The organism is Streptomyces longisporus (genome assembly GCF_039532765.1).
Taxonomy (GTDB): Bacteria; Actinomycetota; Actinomycetes; order Streptomycetales; family Streptomycetaceae; genus Streptomyces; species Streptomyces longisporus.
On record NZ_BAAASG010000012.1, the window covers coordinates 54,352 to 72,629 of the forward strand.

General features: G+C 70.1%; 18 protein-coding genes and 1 pseudogene. 11 read left to right on the plus strand and 8 right to left on the minus strand.

The genetic code is table 11. The features are described from left to right. Nucleotides 1-51: 51 nt before the first annotated feature. Nucleotides 52-501, plus strand: coding sequence for a hypothetical protein (locus ABD355_RS25890; protein WP_344403054.1), 450 nt, complete (start codon nucleotides 52-54; stop codon nucleotides 499-501). Between the two features lie 35 nt (nucleotides 502-536). Here the strand turns inward: ABD355_RS25890 and ABD355_RS25895 are convergent, their stop codons facing one another. Next, complete coding sequence (locus tag ABD355_RS25895) at nucleotides 537-1,352, minus strand: COG4705 family protein (RefSeq protein WP_344403055.1); 816 nt, start codon at nucleotides 1,350-1,352, stop codon at nucleotides 537-539. Between the two features lie 133 nt (nucleotides 1,353-1,485). Then, nucleotides 1,486-1,863 (minus strand): DUF952 domain-containing protein, encoded by a 378-nt coding sequence (locus ABD355_RS25900; protein WP_344403056.1) that lies wholly within the window; start codon nucleotides 1,861-1,863, stop codon nucleotides 1,486-1,488. Nucleotides 1,864-2,061: 198 nt separating this feature from the next. On the opposite strand from ABD355_RS25900, the gene ABD355_RS25905 reads away from it, so the two are divergent. Both ABD355_RS25905 and ABD355_RS25910 read left to right on the plus strand, forming a co-directional pair. After that, a complete protein-coding gene (locus ABD355_RS25905; protein WP_007383480.1) occupies nucleotides 2,062-2,265 on the plus strand; it encodes a cold-shock protein in 204 nt (67 codons plus the stop codon). A 220-nt stretch (nucleotides 2,266-2,485) separates the two neighbouring features. After that, nucleotides 2,486-3,937 carry a DEAD/DEAH box helicase gene (locus tag ABD355_RS25910; protein WP_344403057.1) on the plus strand — a complete coding sequence of 484 codons (1,452 nt, stop codon included), beginning with the start codon at nucleotides 2,486-2,488 and terminating at the stop codon, nucleotides 3,935-3,937. 44 nt (nucleotides 3,938-3,981) lie between these two features. Here ABD355_RS25910 and ABD355_RS25915 read toward each other — a convergent pair whose 3' ends face one another. After that, the gene (locus ABD355_RS25915) at nucleotides 3,982-5,118 is read right to left on the minus strand and encodes a sugar ABC transporter substrate-binding protein (RefSeq protein ID WP_344403058.1); all 1,137 of its coding nucleotides are present in this window, start codon (nucleotides 5,116-5,118) and stop codon (nucleotides 3,982-3,984) included. Nucleotides 5,119-5,311: 193 nt separating this feature from the next. On the opposite strand from ABD355_RS25915, the gene ABD355_RS25920 reads away from it, so the two are divergent. Together ABD355_RS25920 and ABD355_RS25925 are read left to right on the plus strand one after the other, a co-directional pair. Continuing rightward, a complete protein-coding gene (locus tag ABD355_RS25920) occupies nucleotides 5,312-5,590 on the plus strand; it encodes a CopG family transcriptional regulator (RefSeq protein WP_344403059.1) in 279 nt (92 codons plus the stop codon). After that, nucleotides 5,587-6,012 (plus strand): PIN domain-containing protein, encoded by a 426-nt coding sequence (locus ABD355_RS25925; protein WP_344403061.1) that lies wholly within the window; start codon nucleotides 5,587-5,589, stop codon nucleotides 6,010-6,012. The genes ABD355_RS25920 and ABD355_RS25925 overlap by 4 nt, the downstream gene beginning before the upstream one ends. Before the next feature lie 198 nt (nucleotides 6,013-6,210). Here the strand turns inward: ABD355_RS25925 and ABD355_RS25930 are convergent, their stop codons facing one another. Further along, entirely contained in the window at nucleotides 6,211-7,524 is a 1,314-nt protein-coding gene (locus tag ABD355_RS25930; RefSeq protein ID WP_344403062.1) for a hypothetical protein, read from the minus strand. A gap of 253 nt (nucleotides 7,525-7,777) precedes the next feature. Between ABD355_RS25930 and ABD355_RS25935 the strand changes: the two are divergent. Together ABD355_RS25935 and ABD355_RS25940 are read left to right on the plus strand one after the other, a co-directional pair. Then, a pseudogene (locus ABD355_RS25935) lies at nucleotides 7,778-8,836 on the plus strand (chitinase); the annotation flags it as partial. Nucleotides 8,837-9,169: 333 nt separating this feature from the next. After that, nucleotides 9,170-10,015: an SCO2400 family protein gene (locus tag ABD355_RS25940; protein WP_344403063.1), complete on the plus strand. Its 846-nt coding sequence runs from the start codon at nucleotides 9,170-9,172 to the stop codon at nucleotides 10,013-10,015. Nucleotides 10,016-10,086: 71 nt separating this feature from the next. Here ABD355_RS25940 and ABD355_RS25945 read toward each other — a convergent pair whose 3' ends face one another. Both ABD355_RS25945 and ABD355_RS25950 read right to left on the minus strand, forming a co-directional pair. Further along, the gene (locus ABD355_RS25945; RefSeq protein ID WP_425585787.1) at nucleotides 10,087-10,758 is read right to left on the minus strand and encodes a DUF4328 domain-containing protein; all 672 of its coding nucleotides are present in this window, start codon (nucleotides 10,756-10,758) and stop codon (nucleotides 10,087-10,089) included. 62 nt (nucleotides 10,759-10,820) lie between these two features. Next, a complete protein-coding gene (locus tag ABD355_RS25950) occupies nucleotides 10,821-11,507 on the minus strand; it encodes a TetR/AcrR family transcriptional regulator (protein ID WP_344403064.1) in 687 nt (228 codons plus the stop codon). Nucleotides 11,508-11,572: 65 nt separating this feature from the next. Here ABD355_RS25950 and ABD355_RS25955 point away from each other — a divergent pair, with 65 nt between their 5' ends. The 3 genes from ABD355_RS25955 (at nucleotide 11,573) to ABD355_RS25965 (ending at nucleotide 14,938) form a co-directional block, all read left to right on the plus strand. Beyond that, nucleotides 11,573-12,463 (plus strand): patatin-like phospholipase family protein, encoded by an 891-nt coding sequence (locus ABD355_RS25955; RefSeq protein WP_425585788.1) that lies wholly within the window; start codon nucleotides 11,573-11,575, stop codon nucleotides 12,461-12,463. A gap of 58 nt (nucleotides 12,464-12,521) precedes the next feature. Continuing rightward, nucleotides 12,522-13,703, plus strand: a complete 1,182-nt coding sequence (locus tag ABD355_RS25960; protein ID WP_344403066.1) for a cytochrome P450 family protein — start codon at nucleotides 12,522-12,524, stop codon at nucleotides 13,701-13,703. 101 nt (nucleotides 13,704-13,804) lie between these two features. Continuing rightward, nucleotides 13,805-14,938, plus strand: coding sequence for an acyltransferase family protein (locus ABD355_RS25965; protein WP_344403067.1), 1,134 nt, complete (start codon nucleotides 13,805-13,807; stop codon nucleotides 14,936-14,938). Between the two features lie 10 nt (nucleotides 14,939-14,948). Here ABD355_RS25965 and ABD355_RS25970 read toward each other — a convergent pair whose 3' ends face one another. Beyond that, nucleotides 14,949-15,623 carry a nucleotidyl transferase AbiEii/AbiGii toxin family protein gene (locus tag ABD355_RS25970; RefSeq protein ID WP_344403068.1) on the minus strand — a complete coding sequence of 225 codons (675 nt, stop codon included), beginning with the start codon at nucleotides 15,621-15,623 and terminating at the stop codon, nucleotides 14,949-14,951. A 120-nt stretch (nucleotides 15,624-15,743) separates the two neighbouring features. Between ABD355_RS25970 and ABD355_RS25975 the strand changes: the two genes are divergently transcribed. Beyond that, the gene (locus ABD355_RS25975; protein ID WP_344403069.1) at nucleotides 15,744-16,163 is read left to right on the plus strand and encodes a hypothetical protein; all 420 of its coding nucleotides are present in this window, start codon (nucleotides 15,744-15,746) and stop codon (nucleotides 16,161-16,163) included. On the opposite strand, the gene ABD355_RS25980 is transcribed toward ABD355_RS25975, so the two are convergent. Continuing rightward, on the minus strand, nucleotides 16,160-18,127 hold the full coding sequence (locus tag ABD355_RS25980; protein WP_344403070.1) for a YncE family protein: 1,968 nt from the start codon (nucleotides 18,125-18,127) through the stop codon (nucleotides 16,160-16,162). The two genes, ABD355_RS25975 and ABD355_RS25980, sit on opposite strands and share 4 nt — an antisense overlap. Nucleotides 18,128-18,278 lie beyond the last annotated feature (151 nt).

Genomic DNA, 18,278 nt, shown 5'->3' on the forward strand with positions numbered 1-18,278 from the left:
CGAAGGCTGGAGCTCGTGGAGGAGAGCCGGGAACGCGAGGAGACCGAACCGATGAGCATGCTGATGATCCGTCAGGAGCCTGGTGTCACCCGCCGCGTGGCCGCACCGGGTGTCCGCCGCTGGTACCACCGCTGCCGCACGGAACATGTCCTCGTCGGCTGCGGGCTGGCCCTGCTGCCCTGGCTGGTCGTGCTGGCGAACGGCCTGCCCGGCACCGCCGTCGCCACGGACTGGAACACCGCCTGGGTGGGCCTGGACGCCCTGGAGGCGACGGGCCTGATCGCCACGGGACTGCTGGCCGCCCGCGGTCACCCGCTGCACGCGCTCACGGCCTCCGCGACCGCGACCCTGCTGGTGGCCGACGCCTGGTTCGACACGATGACGGCGGCCCCCGGCGGGGACCAGCTCTCGGCACTCGCGATGGCGCTCGGCGCGGAGCTGCCGCTGGCGGCGTTGTGCGGAGCGCTGGCGGTACGGGGGCTCACCCGCCGCACCGCCTGACCGGCCCTACGGCCGTACCGACGCGCCGGCCGGACTCAGACCGCGGCCTCGCCGACGTCCGTACGCGAGAGGGCGAGGTAGCCGACGAAGCCGAGGATGGCGACCGTCCAGGACAGGGTGACCGGGCCGAGGCCCAGGGCCAGACCGCCCCGGTCGTGGCCCATGGCCATCCAGTCGGCGACGGAGGCCCCGAGCGGGCGGGTGATGACGTACGCCGACCAGAAGGCGGCCACCGCGTTCAGGCCGCTCCAGCGGTGCGCGACGGCCGGTACGGCGATGGCGGCGGCGTAGACCACGGCCGAACCGAGGTAGCCGAGGCCGATCGTGGCGGTGAGGTCGCCCGCGGCGGTGCCGAGGGCGAAGGTGGCGAGGACCGCCGCCCAGTAGAAGGCCTCGCGGCGCCGGGTGTGGATGCTGTGGATGGAGAGGGTGCCCTCGCTGCGGTACCAGAGGACGAAGACGGCGGCCAGCGCCACCATGAAGAACGGCGTCGAGATCAGATACGGCACCCCGAGGCCGACGTGCAGCACATCGGCGGCCATCGTGCCGAACACGCTGACCACCACGATCGCCGTCCAGTAGATCCAGGCGACGTACCGGCGCACGGCGAACTGCACCACCAGGGCGGCCACGAACGCGACGCCGCCGACGCCCACCGCGGGGACCGGGCCGAGCACGTGTGCCAGCCAGTCGGAGGCCGTCTCGCCCATGCCGGTGGTCAGCACCTTGATGATCCAGAAATAGACGGTCACCTCCGGCACCTTGCTCGCCGCATGCCGTACGCGACCCGTGTGCTGCCCGTGCCGCGAGGGCTGCACGGGCCGGTCGGAGGTGAGGTGATCTGTGGTCATGGCAGGCACGATGACATGACGAACGGCCGTCGCCACAGGCCCCTTTGCCAGAGTTTTGGCGCTTGCAGTACACGAGTTGCCCGAGCCCTGTCCGAGCCTGAAAGCAACCTGAACGGGAGGGCAGATGCCCTGGTCACGGACGTACGTCGGGTGGTACGTCCGCAAGTCCCGTCGCCCGGCCCTCCTCGTCCCACCGGACCACCAGGACGCGCTCCACCGCCTCGCGGTCGAGGGGCCCGAACACATGCGGGAACAGGGTGTCCTCCGCGACTCCCGGCGGCGGCGCGGGATCCGCCGCCTCCCACACGCACTTCGCGCTCAGCCGCGCCTCGTCGATCAGCAGCGCGAGCAGCGGCCGGGGAGCGCTGCCGTAGAACGCGTTGACGATCTTGAGCGTGGTCGCCTCGTCGGGGGAGCAGTGGACGAAACCGTCCTCGACCAGGGAGGAAGGGGCGTAGGGCCGCTCGGGACTCGCGTTCCACTCGGCGCCGGGCACGACGTGATAGATCATTGCCCGGTTATACCCCACCGTCGCGCCCCGACCTGTGCTACCGTGATAAAAGTGGCAGTTTTGGTTACCAGAGACTTTTGAGTGCTCTTCGACCTTCCGTCGACGGGCACTCTTTTTTGTTCACGTCAGGTCAATCGTTGCTGCGACACCGGTTCCGCAAGGTGCGGACCCGGGCACTGCCCTCAAGGGAGATTCAATATGGCATCTGGCACCGTGAAGTGGTTCAACGCGGAAAAGGGCTTCGGCTTCATCGAGCAGGACGGTGGCGGCGCCGACGTGTTCGCCCACTACTCGAACATCGCCACCTCCGGCTTCCGCGAGCTTCAGGAGGGCCAGAAGGTGACCTTCGACGTGACGCAGGGCCAGAAGGGCCCGCAGGCCGAGAACATCGTTCCCGCCTGACGCTGACGCGTACGCACTACGTGGCTGGGGCCCGCACTCTTTGGGTGCGGGCCCCGGCTCGTTGCGTTTTCCCCGCACTCCGCTCCATTCCTCACCCCACCCTTCACTTCGAATTCGTCATCCGTTCCTTCGGTTTCTTCGGCTACTTCTTGCGAATCCTCATGCGGTCCGTCCGCCGGGAGGCATTCCTCGACATGTGCCGCATCGAGGAGGCTTCCGCATGAACCGCACAGCCCGTACGCATACGAACAAGAGATCCACCCGTTCCCGTACGGCGGGTCGGGGCCGCCCCGCCGCGTCCGGCGGCGAGTTCGCCCTGCCCGTCACCGTCACCCCGGCGCTGCCGCCCGTCGAGGACTTCGCCGAACTCGACATGCCCGAGCGCCTGTTGGCCACGCTCGGCGCCGAGGGCGTGACCGCCCCGTTCCCGATCCAGGCCGCGACGCTGCCGAACTCCCTCGCAGGCCGCGACGTCCTGGGCCGCGGTCGCACCGGCTCGGGCAAGACGCTCGCCTTCGGTCTCGCCGTGCTGGCCAGGACCGCAGGGCAGCGGGCGGAGCCCCGGCAGCCGCTGGCCCTCGTCCTCGTACCCACCAGGGAACTGGCGCAGCAGGTCACCGACGCGCTCACGCCGTACGCCCGCGCACTGCGGCTGCGGCTCGCCACCGTGGTCGGCGGGCTGTCGATCGGCCGCCAGGCGGGCGCCCTGCGCTCCGGGGCCGAGGTCGTCGTGGCGACACCCGGCCGGCTCAAGGACCTCATAGACCGGGGCGACTGCCGCCTGGACCAGGTCGCCGTCACCGTCCTGGACGAGGCCGACCAGATGGCCGACATGGGCTTCATGCCGCAGGTGACCGCCCTCCTCGACCAGGTGCGCCCGGGCGGTCAGCGACTGCTGTTCTCGGCGACGCTGGACCGCAACGTGGACCGCCTCGTCCGCACGTATCTCCACGACCCCGTCGTGCACTCCGTGGACCCGTCCGCGGGCGCCGTCACCACGATGGACCACCACGTGCTGCACGTGGAGGACGAGGACAAGCACGCCACCACGACCGAGATCGCCGCCCGCGACGGGCGGGTGATCATGTTCCTGGACACCAAGCACGCGGCGGACCGGCTGGCCAAGAAGCTGCTGGCCGTCGGGGTGCGCGCGGCTGCCCTGCACGGCGGCAAGTCGCAGAACCAGCGCACCCGTACCCTCGCCCAGTTCAAGGACGGCCAGGTCAGCGTGTTGGTGGCCACGAACGTGGCGGCCCGCGGCATCCACGTCGACAACCTCGACCTCGTCGTCAACGTCGACCCGCCCGGCGACCACAAGGACTATCTGCACCGGGGCGGCCGTACGGCACGCGCCGGCGAGTCCGGCACCGTCGTCACGCTGGTCCTGCCCCACCAGCGCCGCGAGGTGTCCCGTCTGATGGCCGACGCCGGCATCACCCCGCGGACCACCCGGGTCCGCTCCGGCGAGGCGGAGCTGAGCCGTATCACCGGCGCCCAGGCCCCGTCGGGCGTGCCCGTCGTCCTCACTGCGCCGGCCGCTCCCGAGAGCCGCCCGGCGCGTACGGGTTCCGCCCCGCGGGCCCGGCGTGGCCGCCCGGCCCAGCAGGGGCGCCGCCGGTCCCCGGCGAGGGGCGGCAACGGGGCCAAGGGCGGCAACGGGAACGGCCGCTGAGTGACGCGCCCGGGACGCTCGTGCGTCCCGGGCGGTGCGAAGGGCTACTTCAGGCCGATGGCCGCACAGTCCGCCGCGTACTTCGCGGTGCAGATGTCCTTGACGGTGTAGACGCCGTCCTTGATCACCGTGGACCTGATGTTGTTCTTGGTGAGGGCGACGACGGGGACCAGCATCGCCGGGATGCCCTTCTGGCTGGGGCTGTCGACCGAGTCCTGGGTCAGCGCGTCGAACTCGAGGTTCTTGCCCCGCACCTTGTCCACCGCCATGTCCGCGGCGTTGGTCGCCTCCAGCAGGAACGACTTGTACACGGTCATCGTCTGCTCGCCTGCGACGATCCGCTGCACCGCGTCCAGGTTGGCGTCCTGCCCGGTGACCAGTGGCATCTTGGTGGCGCCCGCCGCCTTCAGCGCGTCGATGGCTGCGCCCGCCATGCCGTCGTTGGCCGAGTAGACGGCGGCTATGTTGCCGAGCCCGATGGACTGGATGGCCTTGGTCATGTTCGCCTTGGCGACCGAGGGCGACCACTTGTCGGTGTCGTACGACTTGACGATGTTCACCCGGCCTTTCAGCTCGCTGAGCGCGCCGTCCTTGACGAGGGCCGTGTTCGGATCGCCGGGGTCGCCGTTCATCATGACGACCTTGCTGGAGGCCGCCTTCTCGCCGAGCGCGTCGGCGATGGCACGGCCCTGCACCTCGCCGACGAGCTCGTTGTCGTGCGAGATGTACGCGTCGATCGGCCCTTGTGCCAGCCGGTCGTACGCGATCACGGGTATCCCGGCGTCCTTGGCCTTCTGCACGTCCGGCGCGATGGCCTTGGCATCCACCGCATCCACCAGGATGACGTCGACCTTGGCGTCGACCATGTCCCCGAACTGCCTGCTCTGCTTGCCCACGCTGGCACCGGCGTTGGCGTAGCGGACCTTGCCCTTGCCGTGCGTGAGGGAGGCGACCCGCTCCTTGATCAGGGGATAGTCGAACTTCTCGAACCGCGCGGTGTCCGTGTCGGGCAGCAACAGCCCCACCGTGATGTCGTCGCCCTTCGTGGGACTCGCGGAACTACTGCTCCCACTGACGCTGTCGATGACACCGCACGAGGAGAGAAGGAGCGCCGAGGCGGAGGCGAGCACGGGGACGACGGCGAAACGACGCGCGCCGGTTCTGCGGGGGGTGTGAGCCATGACTTGCAGGTGCCTTCCGGGCAGTGGGGAGCGGACCACCGGGTGAGCAAGAAGCCAACGGGTCCGTGGAGACCACGTCAAGACATCCGGTTGTCATCCCTTCAACTTCCTACGGAATCTCCTCATCCGGGTTCGGATCCGGTCGGCGTCGCGCCGCGGTACGGGCCCTTGCACCAGAAGTACGGTTCCTTGTATGGCGACCAAGAAAGTGACAGTGACGATCCCCGAGGACCTGCTGGACGAGATCCGTGCCGAGGCGGCCGAGCGGGGACTTTCGGCGTATGTCGCCGAAGCGCTGCGGTTCAAGCGCGACCGGGACCGGCTGCTGGAGCTGGTCGACTGGCTGCGGGAGGAACACGGCCCGGTCACCGAGGACGAGCGCGCGGACGCGATCGCGGAACTGGAAGATCTCGACGCCGAGCACGAGCGCCGCCGCGCCACCGGAGGGCACAACCCCGGAGAGGCCGCGTGAAGGGGCGTGCCACTGAGCACGAACGACGGCCACTGCGTGTCTTCGTCATCGACCGCGAGGCCTTGTCCCTGGCCGTAAGCGGCGATCGGAAGATGATCGCCTGGCTCGACCTCGCGGCCAGGGGTGAGGCCGAGGTGGTGACGTCTCCCATGACCCTGATCGAGGCGTACGACGGCAGAACCACCGAGCAGCGCTGGGACTGGGTGCTCTCCCGGCTCAAGGTCGCCGACATCGGAAAGGACGAGGCCCGCCAGGCCCGGCGCCTCCTGGCAGCCGCCGAGCTGCACGGTCACAAGTACGCGATCGACGCCGTACTCGCTGTCATCGCCCGTCAACAGAAGGGCCGGGTGACCGTCTTCACCTCGGACGTGGACGACCTGGAGAAGCATCTGCCGCAGACCATCGTCGTCAGGAAGGTATGACGAAAAGCTGTGAAGGCAGTCGGCGCCGGCAGGTCGTCCGCCCGCTCTGCCCGAGACCGAAGGGCCCCTGACATCTCGTCGACCTCGACCGGGGCAGCCGGAGACGCCGTTCCGGCACTTGTCACCGTGAGGATCGCCCGCGCCGACAGGGATCGCCCCGAGGTCTGGGCCCCGGGGTGACCCCTGTCAGCCGACGGGTCAGCCGACCGTGATGGTGGCGGACGCGGTGGCGGCCGTGAGGTGCACATCACCGGCGTAGGACACCTGATAGGTGTACGTCCCCTTCTTCTGCGGGGTGTCGGTGAAGCTGAACGAGCCGTCCGCGGCCGTGGTGACGTCCGGCATCGCGACCCCGTTGCACGTCACGTGCAAGGTCCGGCCTCCGATGTACGGGCTCTGTCCACTGAGCGCGCCGCTCACCTTGAGCTGCTGCTTGGGTTTGGCGGTGGCCGGAGCGGTGAGGCTCAGTGCGGCGGCGGTCTGCTCCGGGTTCGGCTCGATGTTGAGCGTGGGTGCGCCGTTGTAGCCGGCGGTGGTGACGGCGAACAGCTCGCTGCCGTCCGGGGTGAGGGCGACGCCGTCCGCGGCCAGCCAGTTGGAGCCGAAGTTGTAGGTGTTCAGCGGGGAGCTGCCGCGGGGGGCGTAGACGAAGACCTCGTTGGAGCCGGCGTCGATGCCCGCGGCCACCGAGCCGTCACCGGAGACCGACACCGAGTTCGGGTAGGCGCCGGAGGTGTACGTCCCGTCCTGCGACAGGTCGGAGACCTTGTAGACCTGGTGGTAGTAGGGGGCACCGGTGGCGAGCACCACGTCCTGGCCGTCGGGGGTGAGCGCCATCGAGTTGATGTTGCTGTCGTTGGACAGCCGGGTCTGCGGAGCCAGGACGACCGCGCTGCCGGAGGAGACGTCGTAGGTCGCGATGTTGGGCGGTTCCACACTGGTCTCGCCCACCACGAGCTCGCCCTGCGGGTTGGCGGTGACCAGCGGTGCGCTGTACCAACTGCCCGGCACGGCCCCCAGATCGACCGTGGCCGGACTGGTGCTCGGGTCGATCGAGCCGAGGCCGCCCTGGGCGGCGGCGCCGTAGCCGAACCAGATCCGGCCGCCGGCGGCGGCGACGTAGGTGGGGTCGGTGCCGGTGCCGGTGGCGTAGCGGCCGGTCTCGGCGAGGGTGGTGGTGCTGATCGCAGAGACGGCGTCGCCGTTGGCGAGCGCGGCATAGACCGTGCTGCCGTCCGGGGCCAGCGCGAGGCCGGTGGCGCCGGGCTCGTTGGAGATGGTCGCGACCGTGTTCCCGCTGAAGTCGGTGACCAGGATCGAGCTGTAGCCGGTGCCTTCGCTGAAGAAGATGTGCTGGTGGGCGGGGTCGATCACCAGGTGCGAGTAGTGCGCGATCGGCAGCGGCACTGCCGCGGAGGTCGCGGCCTGCGCGGAGGCTGCGGGCACGATCGAGGTAGCGATCCCTGCCGCAGCGGCTATCGCAGCGGCCGTCGAGATCTGCTTGATGCGCAATGGAACTCCTATGAGAGAACCGGAGGTTGCGCGCCAGGAGTCAGGCGCGAAGCAAAGTGAATCTTCATCAGGTAAGCGCGTACGGTCACGCAAGCGTCACCCGGGTCGCGCGAGCCGCTGCTCGGCCCAGGAGCACCATGGGTCAGATAACCGTAAAGAACCTTGACAGACAATTGGTCTAGTCCAAATATGGTCGTCTGTTCGCCCCCACACGCCTCCTGTCTTCCTCTCCGCCATCCCCCTGGGAGCGTCAATGAGACGACCGCGTCCTGCTCTTCGTGCGTTGCTGTCCTGCGTCACCGTGACCGGCCTGTCGGCCGGTCTTGTCGCGCTCGGGGGAGGTGGGGCGCTCGCGGCGGATGCCGTGGCCTCGCGGCCCGTTGCCCCCATGCCCGCCCATGTCGCCGCGCCGTACTTCGAGGCGTGGACCGGGGAGAGTCCGGCCCAACTCGCTGCCGCCTCCGGGAACAAGTACCTGACCATGGCGTTCCTGCAGACGGATGCCGCCGGTTCGTGCACCGCGTACTGGAACGGCGACACCACCCAGCCCGTCTCGAAGGCGACCTTCGGCGCCGACATCGCGGCCATCCAGGCCCGCGGCGGCAACGTCGTCCCGTCCTTCGGCGGCTACGGCGCCGACACCACCGGTACCGAGCTCGCCGACAGCTGCACCAGTGTCGACGCCATCGCCAAGGTCTACGAGGGCCTGGTGACGACGTACGGGATCGCACGGATCGATCTCGACGTCGAGGCCGACTCCATCAACAACACGGCGGGGATCGACCGCCGCAACAAGGCCATCGCCCAGGTGCAGCGGTGGGCCGAACGCACCGGGCGGCGCGTGCAGTTCTCGTACACCCTGCCCACGACCGCCACCGGCCTCGCACCGAACGGTGTGGCCCTTCTCAAGAACGCCGTCGACAACCACGCGCGCGTGGACGTCGTCAACATCATGACGTTCGACTACTGGGACGGCGCCACCCATGACATGGCCGCCGACACCGAGACCGCCGCCGCGGGGCTCGTCGGGCAACTCGCCGCTCTCTACCCCAAGAAGAGCCAGGCCAGGCTCTGGCACATGGTCGGTGTCACCGAGATGCCCGGCATCGACGACTTCGGGCCTCAGGAGACCTTCACCACCGAGGACGCGGTGAAGGTCGAGCAGTGGGCCGAGGCCAAGGGCATCAACACCCTTTCCTTCTGGGCGCTTCAGCGGGACAACGGCGGGTGCGTGGGCACCGCCGGCTCCAACTCCTGCTCCGGGATCGCGCAGGACACCTGGTACTTCAGCCACGCCTTCGAGCGCTTCACTCGCTGGTAGGCCACGCGCGGGCCCACGAGGCCGGGACACCGTCACCGTCAAGGCGCCGTCGTACGCCAGGGTGACGGTGACCTCGGTGGCCTCGGCCGCGTGGCGTCGCCCTACCGGTGACTGTGATCAGCGCCACGGACTCGCGCATCCCTTGGAGGTTCCGGCGCTGACCTGGTCGTTCGACCGCGGTGTGCGAGACGTGCAGAGAATCCGCGCAGGAGAAGCACACAGACCTCACACAGTCTTTCGAAACCCTCGTTACCGTTGCAGCCCGTTCGAACTCGCATGCATCTTCGGTGCATCTCCCCGTGCGAAGGGTCAGGAACACAGCGGATGGACTACTGCTCCTCATGCCGCCGGCACCTCAACGGCGCCCTGGTGTGCCCCGGTTGCGGTGCCTACGCCCCCGACATCGCACCGGTGACCTCCCACGGCCGCCCCGCCCCGGCGCCCGCCGCGACGGCGATGTGGCCGGAGGTGGAAGAGCCCCCGGAGACCGACGCATACGGTGACGCCGAGACCGGCGCCGCGGCCGCGATACCCCTGTCGGAGGGGCGGGCCGCCCGGCGCAGGCAGCGGGCCCGCTGGAAGAAGAACCAGCGCAAGGCCGTGGTCGCGACCGCCGTGGCACTCGTCGGCGGCGGTCTGACCGTCGCCTCGATGGACCGTGGTTCCGGCCACCGCGCCGAGGCGTCGACGGCGACGGACCTGTCGAGCATGGGCTCCGAGAACGGCACCGCGGACCAGAACGCCCAGCTCCCGCCGGCCGGCACGGGCAAGCACCGCAAGCCCGACGTCACGCCGGACCGCTCCACCACCTCCGGCAAGGCTCAGCAGCGTTCCGGGGTCACCGCGTCCCACACCGATTCGGCGCGGACGCAGTCGTACACCCCGGCCGCACACTCGACGCCGGCGACGAAGCCCGCCCAGCAGGGCTCCGTGGCCACCGTGAGGACCCCCTCCGTCGACACGACGCCCGTCACCGGCGGCACGACGACGACCACCCAGACCCCCTCCTCGACGCCCACGGGCAGCACGGGTTCGGGCTCGTCGAGCACGTCCGGATCCTCCGGAACGTCGGGGTCCTCCACCGCTTCGGGAACGTCCCAGTCGGGCAACACGTCCTCGGCGACCTCCCCGTCGGGGATCTGCGTACTCGGCCTGCTGTGCGTCAGCTGACCTGAGCCTCACTCGCACCGTGACCCTGGCCGTGCCCGGCCAGGGTCAACCGCTCTCCAACTGCCCTTGTCCTACGGCTCGTCCAGATGCCGCTCCTGCACGGCGGTGACGGCGCGGACGACGAAGATGCCGGCCACGGCCGCGCCGACCACCGCCGCGTCGGACGCCAGGAGCTGCCACACGTGTGCGTAGGCGCGGGCGATGATCTCGTCGGTGTTGTCGCCGTACATCAGGCCGACTCCGCTGAGCATGCCGATCAGCCACAGGCCCCACCACACGTTCAGGGAGCGGGGCAGCCGCTCACCGGGGGCGCTGGCACGGTAGGCGTCCGCGATGATGCCGCGGGGGAACCACAGGTTGACGACGGGCACCACCCAGCCGAAGTAGACCCACAGCCCCGAGTAGCGCGGCCTGGTCCCGGAGAGCTCGCGCGCGTTGTCCCGGACGCGGCCCGTCCACACCAGGAACGCGATCGCGCAGACCGCCGCCGCGAAGCCCGACACCGTGGTGACGAGGTGGTACGAGTCCTCCAGCGAGGTCAGCGGACGGTGCACCCCACCGCCCTGGTCCGGCGGCCCGGAGGCCGGCTCCCCCGCCATCGCGAGCCGGATCTGCCATACGCCCCGCGCCGCCCATCCGAGCCCGGCGAGGGCAAGGGCGGTCATGGTGGCGATGCCTGCCGCCCGGACCGGTTGCAGGGCGGGGGCGGGAGCAGCGGTGGGGGGTGCTATGTGGTCGTTCACCGGGGCATCCTCGCCGACGACGAGCGACGACCGCCACATCGACATGCCTGAACGGCGGGCCTTCACTCGTCTTCCACTTGCCGGGCGGGCGCGCGGTGCGGTCCCAATTCCTTCAGCACGTCGGCCAGTTGGTCAGCGGTAAGGGCAGAACCCGGAAGGGTCTTCGGTGCCGGGCGCAGGCTGTCGAGGAACAGGGCGAGGGGGCGGCGCCAGGTGTCCGGTGCGGTCGCCGCGGTCAGGGCCGGGACGGCGCGGCCCAGCGCGGCCAGCGCGAACAGGACGTCCTCCGTGCTGACATCGGAGCGGATCGCGCCCTCCTCGCGCCCGCGCGCCAGCAGCAGTTCCAGCGTCTCCCGGTTGTGCGCGTGCACCTCGTCCAGGGCCTCGATGCCCTGCACGTGGGTGGTCATCAGGTCGTTGGTGCCGCGGTCGGCGGCCAGGGTGTGGAAGACGGCCCGGAGGTAGGTGTCGAGGCCGGTCCAGGCATCGGGGGCCGTCCGGGCCAGCTCGCCCGCGGCGACCGTCCCGCCGAGCTGGTCGCGGAAGACCGCGTCGATCAGAGCGGCACGGGTGGGGAAGTGCCGGTAGAGGGTCGCATTGCCGATCCCCGCCCGGCGGGCGATCACGTCCAGCGGCGCCTGCAGCCCCTGCTCGGTGAACACCTCGTGGGCCGCCTCCACCAGGAGCTCGCGGTTTCGCCGCGCGTCGCGCCGCTGCGGTCCCGTCCCACGACCTGCGCCGACGGCCATCATCACCCTCCGGAGAAAGAAGTGGGGAGCACTCCCCGGAACTGATGTTATCGTCGGAAACCGAAATGGGGAGTGCTCCCCACTTACTGCCCCGGGGGTGTGACGTGAGCGGAAGAGGAAGCGGTACGGCACTGGTACTGGGCGGCGGAGGCCCCGTCGGGGGCGCCTGGCTGACCGGCGTACTCGCCGGACTCGCAGACGCAGGCCTCGACCTCGACCGGGCCGACATGGTGATCGGCACCTCGGCCGGCGCGGTCTTCGGCTCCCGGCTGGCGTGCGGTCAGCCCCCGCGTGAGCTGTACGAGCGCCAGCTCTCCGGCGCCGATCGCATCGACCTGCACGTCACCGCCGCCCAGACGCTCCGCTTCCTCCGGGCCGCCCTGGGCTCCCGGAACCCCGAGCGCTCGATACGACGACTGGGCCGCGCCGCCCTCGCCGCCCGCACCCCACCCGCGGCCGGCATGTACGACGCCGTACGGGAGTTGCTGCGCGGGGCGACGGACTGGCCCGCGCGGGCCCTGCGGATCGCCGCGGTCGACGCCGTGACCGGGGAGGTGGCGGCCTTCGACGCGGACGCGAAGGTGGGGCTCGTCGACGCGGTGGCCGCCGGCTGTGCCGTCCCGCTGGTCTGGCCACCGGTCGCGCTGGCCGGCCGGCACTGGATCGACGGCGGCAGCCGTTCCACGGCCAACCTCCAGCTGGCCCGCGGACACCGCCGGGTGCTCGCCGTCGCACCGATCCCGAAGGCGGTCGGCCCGCACCCGAGCGCACACCAGCAGGCTGCCGAACTCACCGCTCACGGGGCCGCCGTATCGCTCCTGTGGCCGGACCGCGACGCGCGCCGGGCGATGGGCCGCAACATGACGGCGAACGCACGCGTCCCGGACGCGGCCCGCGCGGGATTTGCCCAGGCGACGGCGGTGGCGGAGTCGGTGGCGGAAGTGTGGCAGGCGTGACCGTCACTCAGAAGAGGCATCGCCTTCGCTCAGGAAAGCACTCAGGAAAGGGAACGCCATGACCGCACCCACCCTGCAGCAACTGGCCCCCGCCGGGCACGACTTTGCGGCCGATCCGTATCCCGTCCACGCGGCCCTGCGTGCCAAGGGGCCCGTACACCGTGTCCTGGTCCCGGGCAGCGGGGAGTGCTGGCTGGTCGTGGCGTGGGACGCGGCCCGGGCGGTGCTCACCGACCCGCGCCTGCGCAACGACATCCGGTACTCCTCCTCCTGGCGCACCGACGGCGGCCACGCCCTCGGCCGCAACATGCTCCAGAGCGACCCGCCCGAGCACACCCGCCTGCGCCGGCTGGTGGCGGGGCACTTCACGCCGGGCCGGATCGCCGCGTTACGCCCTGGGATCGAGGCGGTTGCAGCCGAACTGCTCGCGGCACTGCCCCGGCGGGGAACCGCCGACCTGGTGAGCCAGTACGCCCTGCCGCTGCCCGTCACCGTGATCTGCGATCTGCTGGGCGTCCCGGCGGCCGATCGCACCGTCTTCCACACCTGGTCGAACGAACTGGTCATGCCGACGTCCCCGCAGGCGGCCGCCACGGCGAGCATCGAACTGACCGCTTACCTCACCGGCCTGACCGCCCGAAAGGCCACCACCCCGGACGGCACCCTGCTGAGCGACCTCGCCGCGGCCGGGTCCGGTCTCGGCACCGAGGAGCTCCTCGGCATGGCCTTCCTGCTCCTGGTCGCGGGCCACGAGACGACGGTCGACCTGATCTCGGGAACGGTGCACGCCCTGCTCAGCCACCCGGCCCAGCTCGCGCTGCTGCACTCGGACCCGTCCCTGGTCCCCGCCGCGGTGGAGGAGTCGCTGCGCTACCACTCGCCCGTCCACTCGACGGCATTCCGCTTCGCGGCCGAGCCCCTGGACCTCGCGGGCACCCGCATCGCGGCCGGCGACGCCGTCCAGGTCTCCCTCGCCGCAGCCTCCCGCGACCCGCGCCACTTCCCCGACCCCGACCGCTTCGACATCACCCGCCGGCCACAGGGCCACCTGGGCTTCGGCCACGGCCTGCACCACTGCCTCGGCGCCCCACTGGCCCGAGCGGAGGCCGCCGTCGCCCTGCGGCTGCTCATCCGGGAACGCCGGGTGATGACCTTCGCCACCGACCCGGCGCACCTGGAGTGGCGGAGCGGCACGCTGCTGCGAGGGCTGGCCGGATTGCCGGTTTCGTTCGGACCATGAGCTGAACCTGCTGGCGCCGTGCGACGTACGAGTGACCAGGTGGCGCCATCCCGGGCCCACCAAAAGATCACGGCGCCGAAAGGGAGGGCAGAACAATTTTATTGGAATCGATCCGTCCCGACAGCAGGAAGACCGATGGGGTCGGTACGGGGGAATCAAACGCGGGCAGCCATGTGCCGGGGCTTGACGGTCTTCGTGGGCTGGCCGCGCTGTATGTCGTTCTTTTTCACTGCTGGTTGCTTGCCTTTCCGGGGTTTCCCAGGAACTCGGGTCCGTTCTGGCTGGGCTGGCTGATGTACGGGCGGCTCGCCGTCGTCTTCTTTCTCGTGCTTTCCGGGTTCTCGCTGGCGCTTTCGCCCGCGCGCAACGGCTGGCGGCAAGATGGCGTCGTCCGGTTTCTGCGGCGGCGGGCCCGGCGGATCCTTCCGCCGTACTGGGCGGCGCTCGTCCTGAGCGTGGCAGTCGCCCATTTCGTGGTGCGGGCCTCGCACCACGGGCCGCCGAACTACAGGACAGTCGTCGTGTACGGCCTGGTGCTCCAGGACATGTTCACGGCTCGTACGCCGAACGGTGCGTTCTGGTCGATCGCCGTGGAGGCGGAGCTCTATCTTCTCTTCCCGGTGCTGCTTCTTCTCCGGCGGCGGCTGGGGGCGGCGGTCCTGGTCAGCGGTGTCACACTGCTGGTGGTCGCACAGGGCATGCTCGCGGGAAACTCATCCCCGGTCGAGGGTGACAACTGGCTGGCGCCGAATCTGGTGCCCGTGTTCGTCGCCGGTCTGATCGGCGCGGGAGTCGTCGTTGCGCGCGAGAGGGTCCGGCGGATGCCCTGGCATCGGCTTGCGGCGCCGGCGATGGTTCCGGTCCTGGCACTCATCGCCGTCGAGGGGTCGGCCTGGACGGTGCATCACTACTTCTGGGTGGATCTCGCCGTCGCTCCCGCCATGGCGATGTTCCTTGCGGGGATCGCCACCGGGCGGCCTGTCCTTCTGCTGCGGCTCCTTGCCACCCGGCCCATGCGCGGTCTCGGCAACTTCTCGTACAGCCTCTATCTCATCCATCTGCCGATCGTGATGATCGTGGTGCGGAAAATAGCGCCGGAATATGTGTCGGCGGGGCTGCCCACGTTCTGTTTCACGGTGGTGGTGGGGCTGTCTGCTTCGGTTCTGTCGGCATGGCTGTTCTCAGAGGTCTTTGAGATGCCCTTCAAACGGAAACGGGACCCGCGGGCCGCGTGATCCCGGTGACTCACTCGTCCTCCGGCGGCTTCCCTTCCAGAAGGCGTTCCGCGATGTCGTCGGCCCAGACCTGGGCCCACTGGCGGAGTTCCGCGATCGCGCCCGCGTCGAGCCCGTAAGCGGCGAGCTCCCTGTCGTCCATCAGGTCCGCGCCGGACAGACGCGCCTGAAGGTCGGTCAGGTCGAAGGTGTCCCGGGCGTGGCGGCGGCCGAGTTCCTCCAGTTCGGGGTGGGTCCAGCGGTCGGCGGCGGCCCGGACGTCGATGAGGTCGCGCGCAAGGCCCCGGTCGGCCAGGGCCCAGACCCTGGTGCCGACGACGTCCTCGAGGGAGAGGGCCGGGCCGTACTCGGTCTGTACCGGCGGCCGCCACATGACCTCCTTGAGGACGTCCACCTCGCACTCGTCACCACTGTCCGGGTCCGTGACGATCAGCTGCGCGGACAGAGGATCCGTCTCCAACACCCGCACCTGCCAGCCCCGTTCCTCCAGCCCGGTCCGTACGGCGGCACCGATCCGCTCCATGTCCTCGGGGTTCTCGGTGGCGACGTCGAGGTCCTGGCTGAGATGCTCGACCAGGCCGTGCGCCTGCGCGGCGCAGTCGCCCGTGAGGACGAGCGGGTAGGCACTGCCCACGGCGAGCACGTCGGTCAGGATGCGACGCTGCAGGTCGGTCAGTGCGGCCATGTCCGGATTATGGCTCGTGGGAGCCGTGCTGAGGCGCGATCAACAGCGGGACCGGGCAGCGTGTTGTTCGTTAGGGTGATTTCCATGCGATGGGGGGATCGTCCGATATGGGTCCGGTGTGTGGCGGCGGCGTACGTCATCGGCTTCCTGGAAGGAACGGGAGCGCACGCGTACTTCCTGGCGACGGGCGGGCTGCACACCTTCAGCTACGCACCGCTGCCCGTCCAGCTCCTGCTCCACGCGCTCTTGCTGCTGGATCCGCTGGTCGCCCTGCTGATCGTCCGGGCCCGCCCGAATGGCGCGCTGCTCGCTGCCGCGGTCATGCTCCTGGATCTGGCCGCCAACTGGGACGGCGCATGGCATGCCGTTCTGGCGGATCCGGTGGCCTATCTGCGTCCGGTCGGGCTGTTGCCCATCACCGTGTTCGGCATCTTCGTCGTGCTCACCGCGCTTCCGCTGCGGCAAGGACTGGCGAACGTCGAAGCGCCGGGTGATGGCATTCGCCACCGGCCCGGCGCTCCTGACGCATCCGTCGGCTAGTTGGTGAAGTACAGGTACTTCCAGTCGCTGTACGTGTTCGAGTTGACGTTGTCGCCGGACGAGTTGTTGATGTACGCCGCGCGGACGCGGGCCTTGATGCCGGACTGGCCCGGGGCGCCCAGGCTCACCGCGGACTTGCCGTTCGAGCCGAGGGCGAAGTACTGCGGGCTGCCCTCGGTCGCGTACCACGTGCCGTTGTAGTAGACCTCGAGCTCGAGGCGCTGCTTGCGGCCCGGGTAGTACGTCATGGTCGTCGTGACGACCGGCGAGGTGCTCTTGTGGAACCAGTAGTACGTGTGCGAGCCGATCGCGGCCTTCTTGTAGTTCTTGGTGACGGCCGTTGCGACCTTCACCCTGGCGTAGCCCGTGGACTTGACCGTCCTGGGTGCGTAACGGGCGTCGCCCTTGAAGACCGCGGTGACGTCGGTGTCGCGGGTCATGTCGACGATGGCGGAGATGTTGCCGCCGGCGTCGACCGTGCCGGTCTTCAGCAGTTTGTTGGGCTTGTCGCCGCCGTAGGGGTTGGCCCAGATCTCCACCGTGCGGTTCTTGTACGTCGTACCGAGGTGCGCGGTGAACTTCACGTCGGTGCCGTACGAGTACACCTTGCCGTTGTTGTTCAGGCTCAGCGAGGTCGCGGTGCGTGAGACGGCGACCTTGTCGCTCGCGCTGACCGCCGAGTGCACCTCGTCGCCCGCGTACGCGACCTTGTAGGTGACCGTGCCGCCGGCCGGCGGGGTGTCGGAGAAGGCGTACGTGCCGTCCGCGTTCACCGTGACGGCGGGCAGCGCCCTGCCGTTCGGGGAGTCCAGGTCGGTGCGGGTGACCTGGAGCTTCACGCCCGTCGGCAGCGAGTACGACGCCGAGATCCTGCCGGTGACGGTGAGCTGCTTGCCGCGGGTCGCCGTCGCCGGGGCGTTGACCGTGAGGGTCGGGTTGTTCATCGCCGGGTCGGTGAGCGCCTTGAGCGTGTAGCCGCCGTTCGCCGCGTCCGTGCCGACGAGCGCGAAGAGCCTGGAGGTGTCCGGGGCCCAGGCCAGACCGGCCGTGCGCTGCGTGCCCATGTCGTAGGTGTGCAGCACCTTGGTGGCGTCCGGCCGGTACGTGAGGATCTTGCCGCCGCTGGCCTGGGCGACCAGGCCGTCACGGGCGACGTCGGCGAGCTGCCCGGCCGGGTAGGCGCCGGCCTTGCTGAACTTGCCGTCCGCGTACGCGTCCCGGTCCGTGCCGTTGACGATCACCTCGTCCCCGCCGGCGGCCAGGTCGATGTCACTGATGCCGCTGTTCAGCGTGTAGTCGCCGAAGTACCAGGCGGTGAGCTTGGGCGTGCCGCTCGACACGTCGACCACGGCCATCGAGTCCGTGGAGATGCCGGTCTGCCCGATGGCCAGGACGCCCGGCCGCAGCGGGTCGGTGTCCAGCAGTGCCTGGCCCCACAGGCCCGGCGAGGTGCCCTCGGTCGGGAACTGCGCCATCGTCACCGGGTTGGTGCCGCTCGCCGGGTCCACCGTCGGATCGACCGAGCCCAGGTCGCCGTCCCACTGGTCCCCGTAGGTGAACCACACCTTGCCGCTGGTGAAGGCCACGTGGCGCGGGCCGGTGTCGGTGGCGACGGCATAGCGGGCCTTGACGTCCAGGGTGGCCGCGTCGATGGCCACGATCTCGTGAGAGCCGGGCGCGGCCGCGTACACGGTGGCCCCGTCGTCCGAGACGGCGATGTCGCTGACGCCGGTGATACCGCTCACCGAACCGAGGACGGCACCCGAGTAGTCGGTGACCGCGACGGTCCCGGCGGAGCCGTCGCCGACGAACACCCGCTTCAGCGGGCCGTCCGCGACGATGCCGCCGGGCGAGGTGACATGGGCCGTGGCCGCCGAGGCGGTACCCGCCGCGACGACGCTCAGCGCCGCCGAGCCGAAGAGGACCGCAAGCGCTGTCGCGGTCGAGATGCTGCGCGTACGCACAGTGTGTAACCCCCACAAGAAAACCCGGCGTGACCGGGCAGATGAGTGCGCCGCGCAGCACCCGGACATGACCGCTCTACGGCGGTGACACGCGGGGCGCGGCTGCCGGGAGCAGCGTATGACATGCCTGTGACAGTTGTGGAGGGGGTTT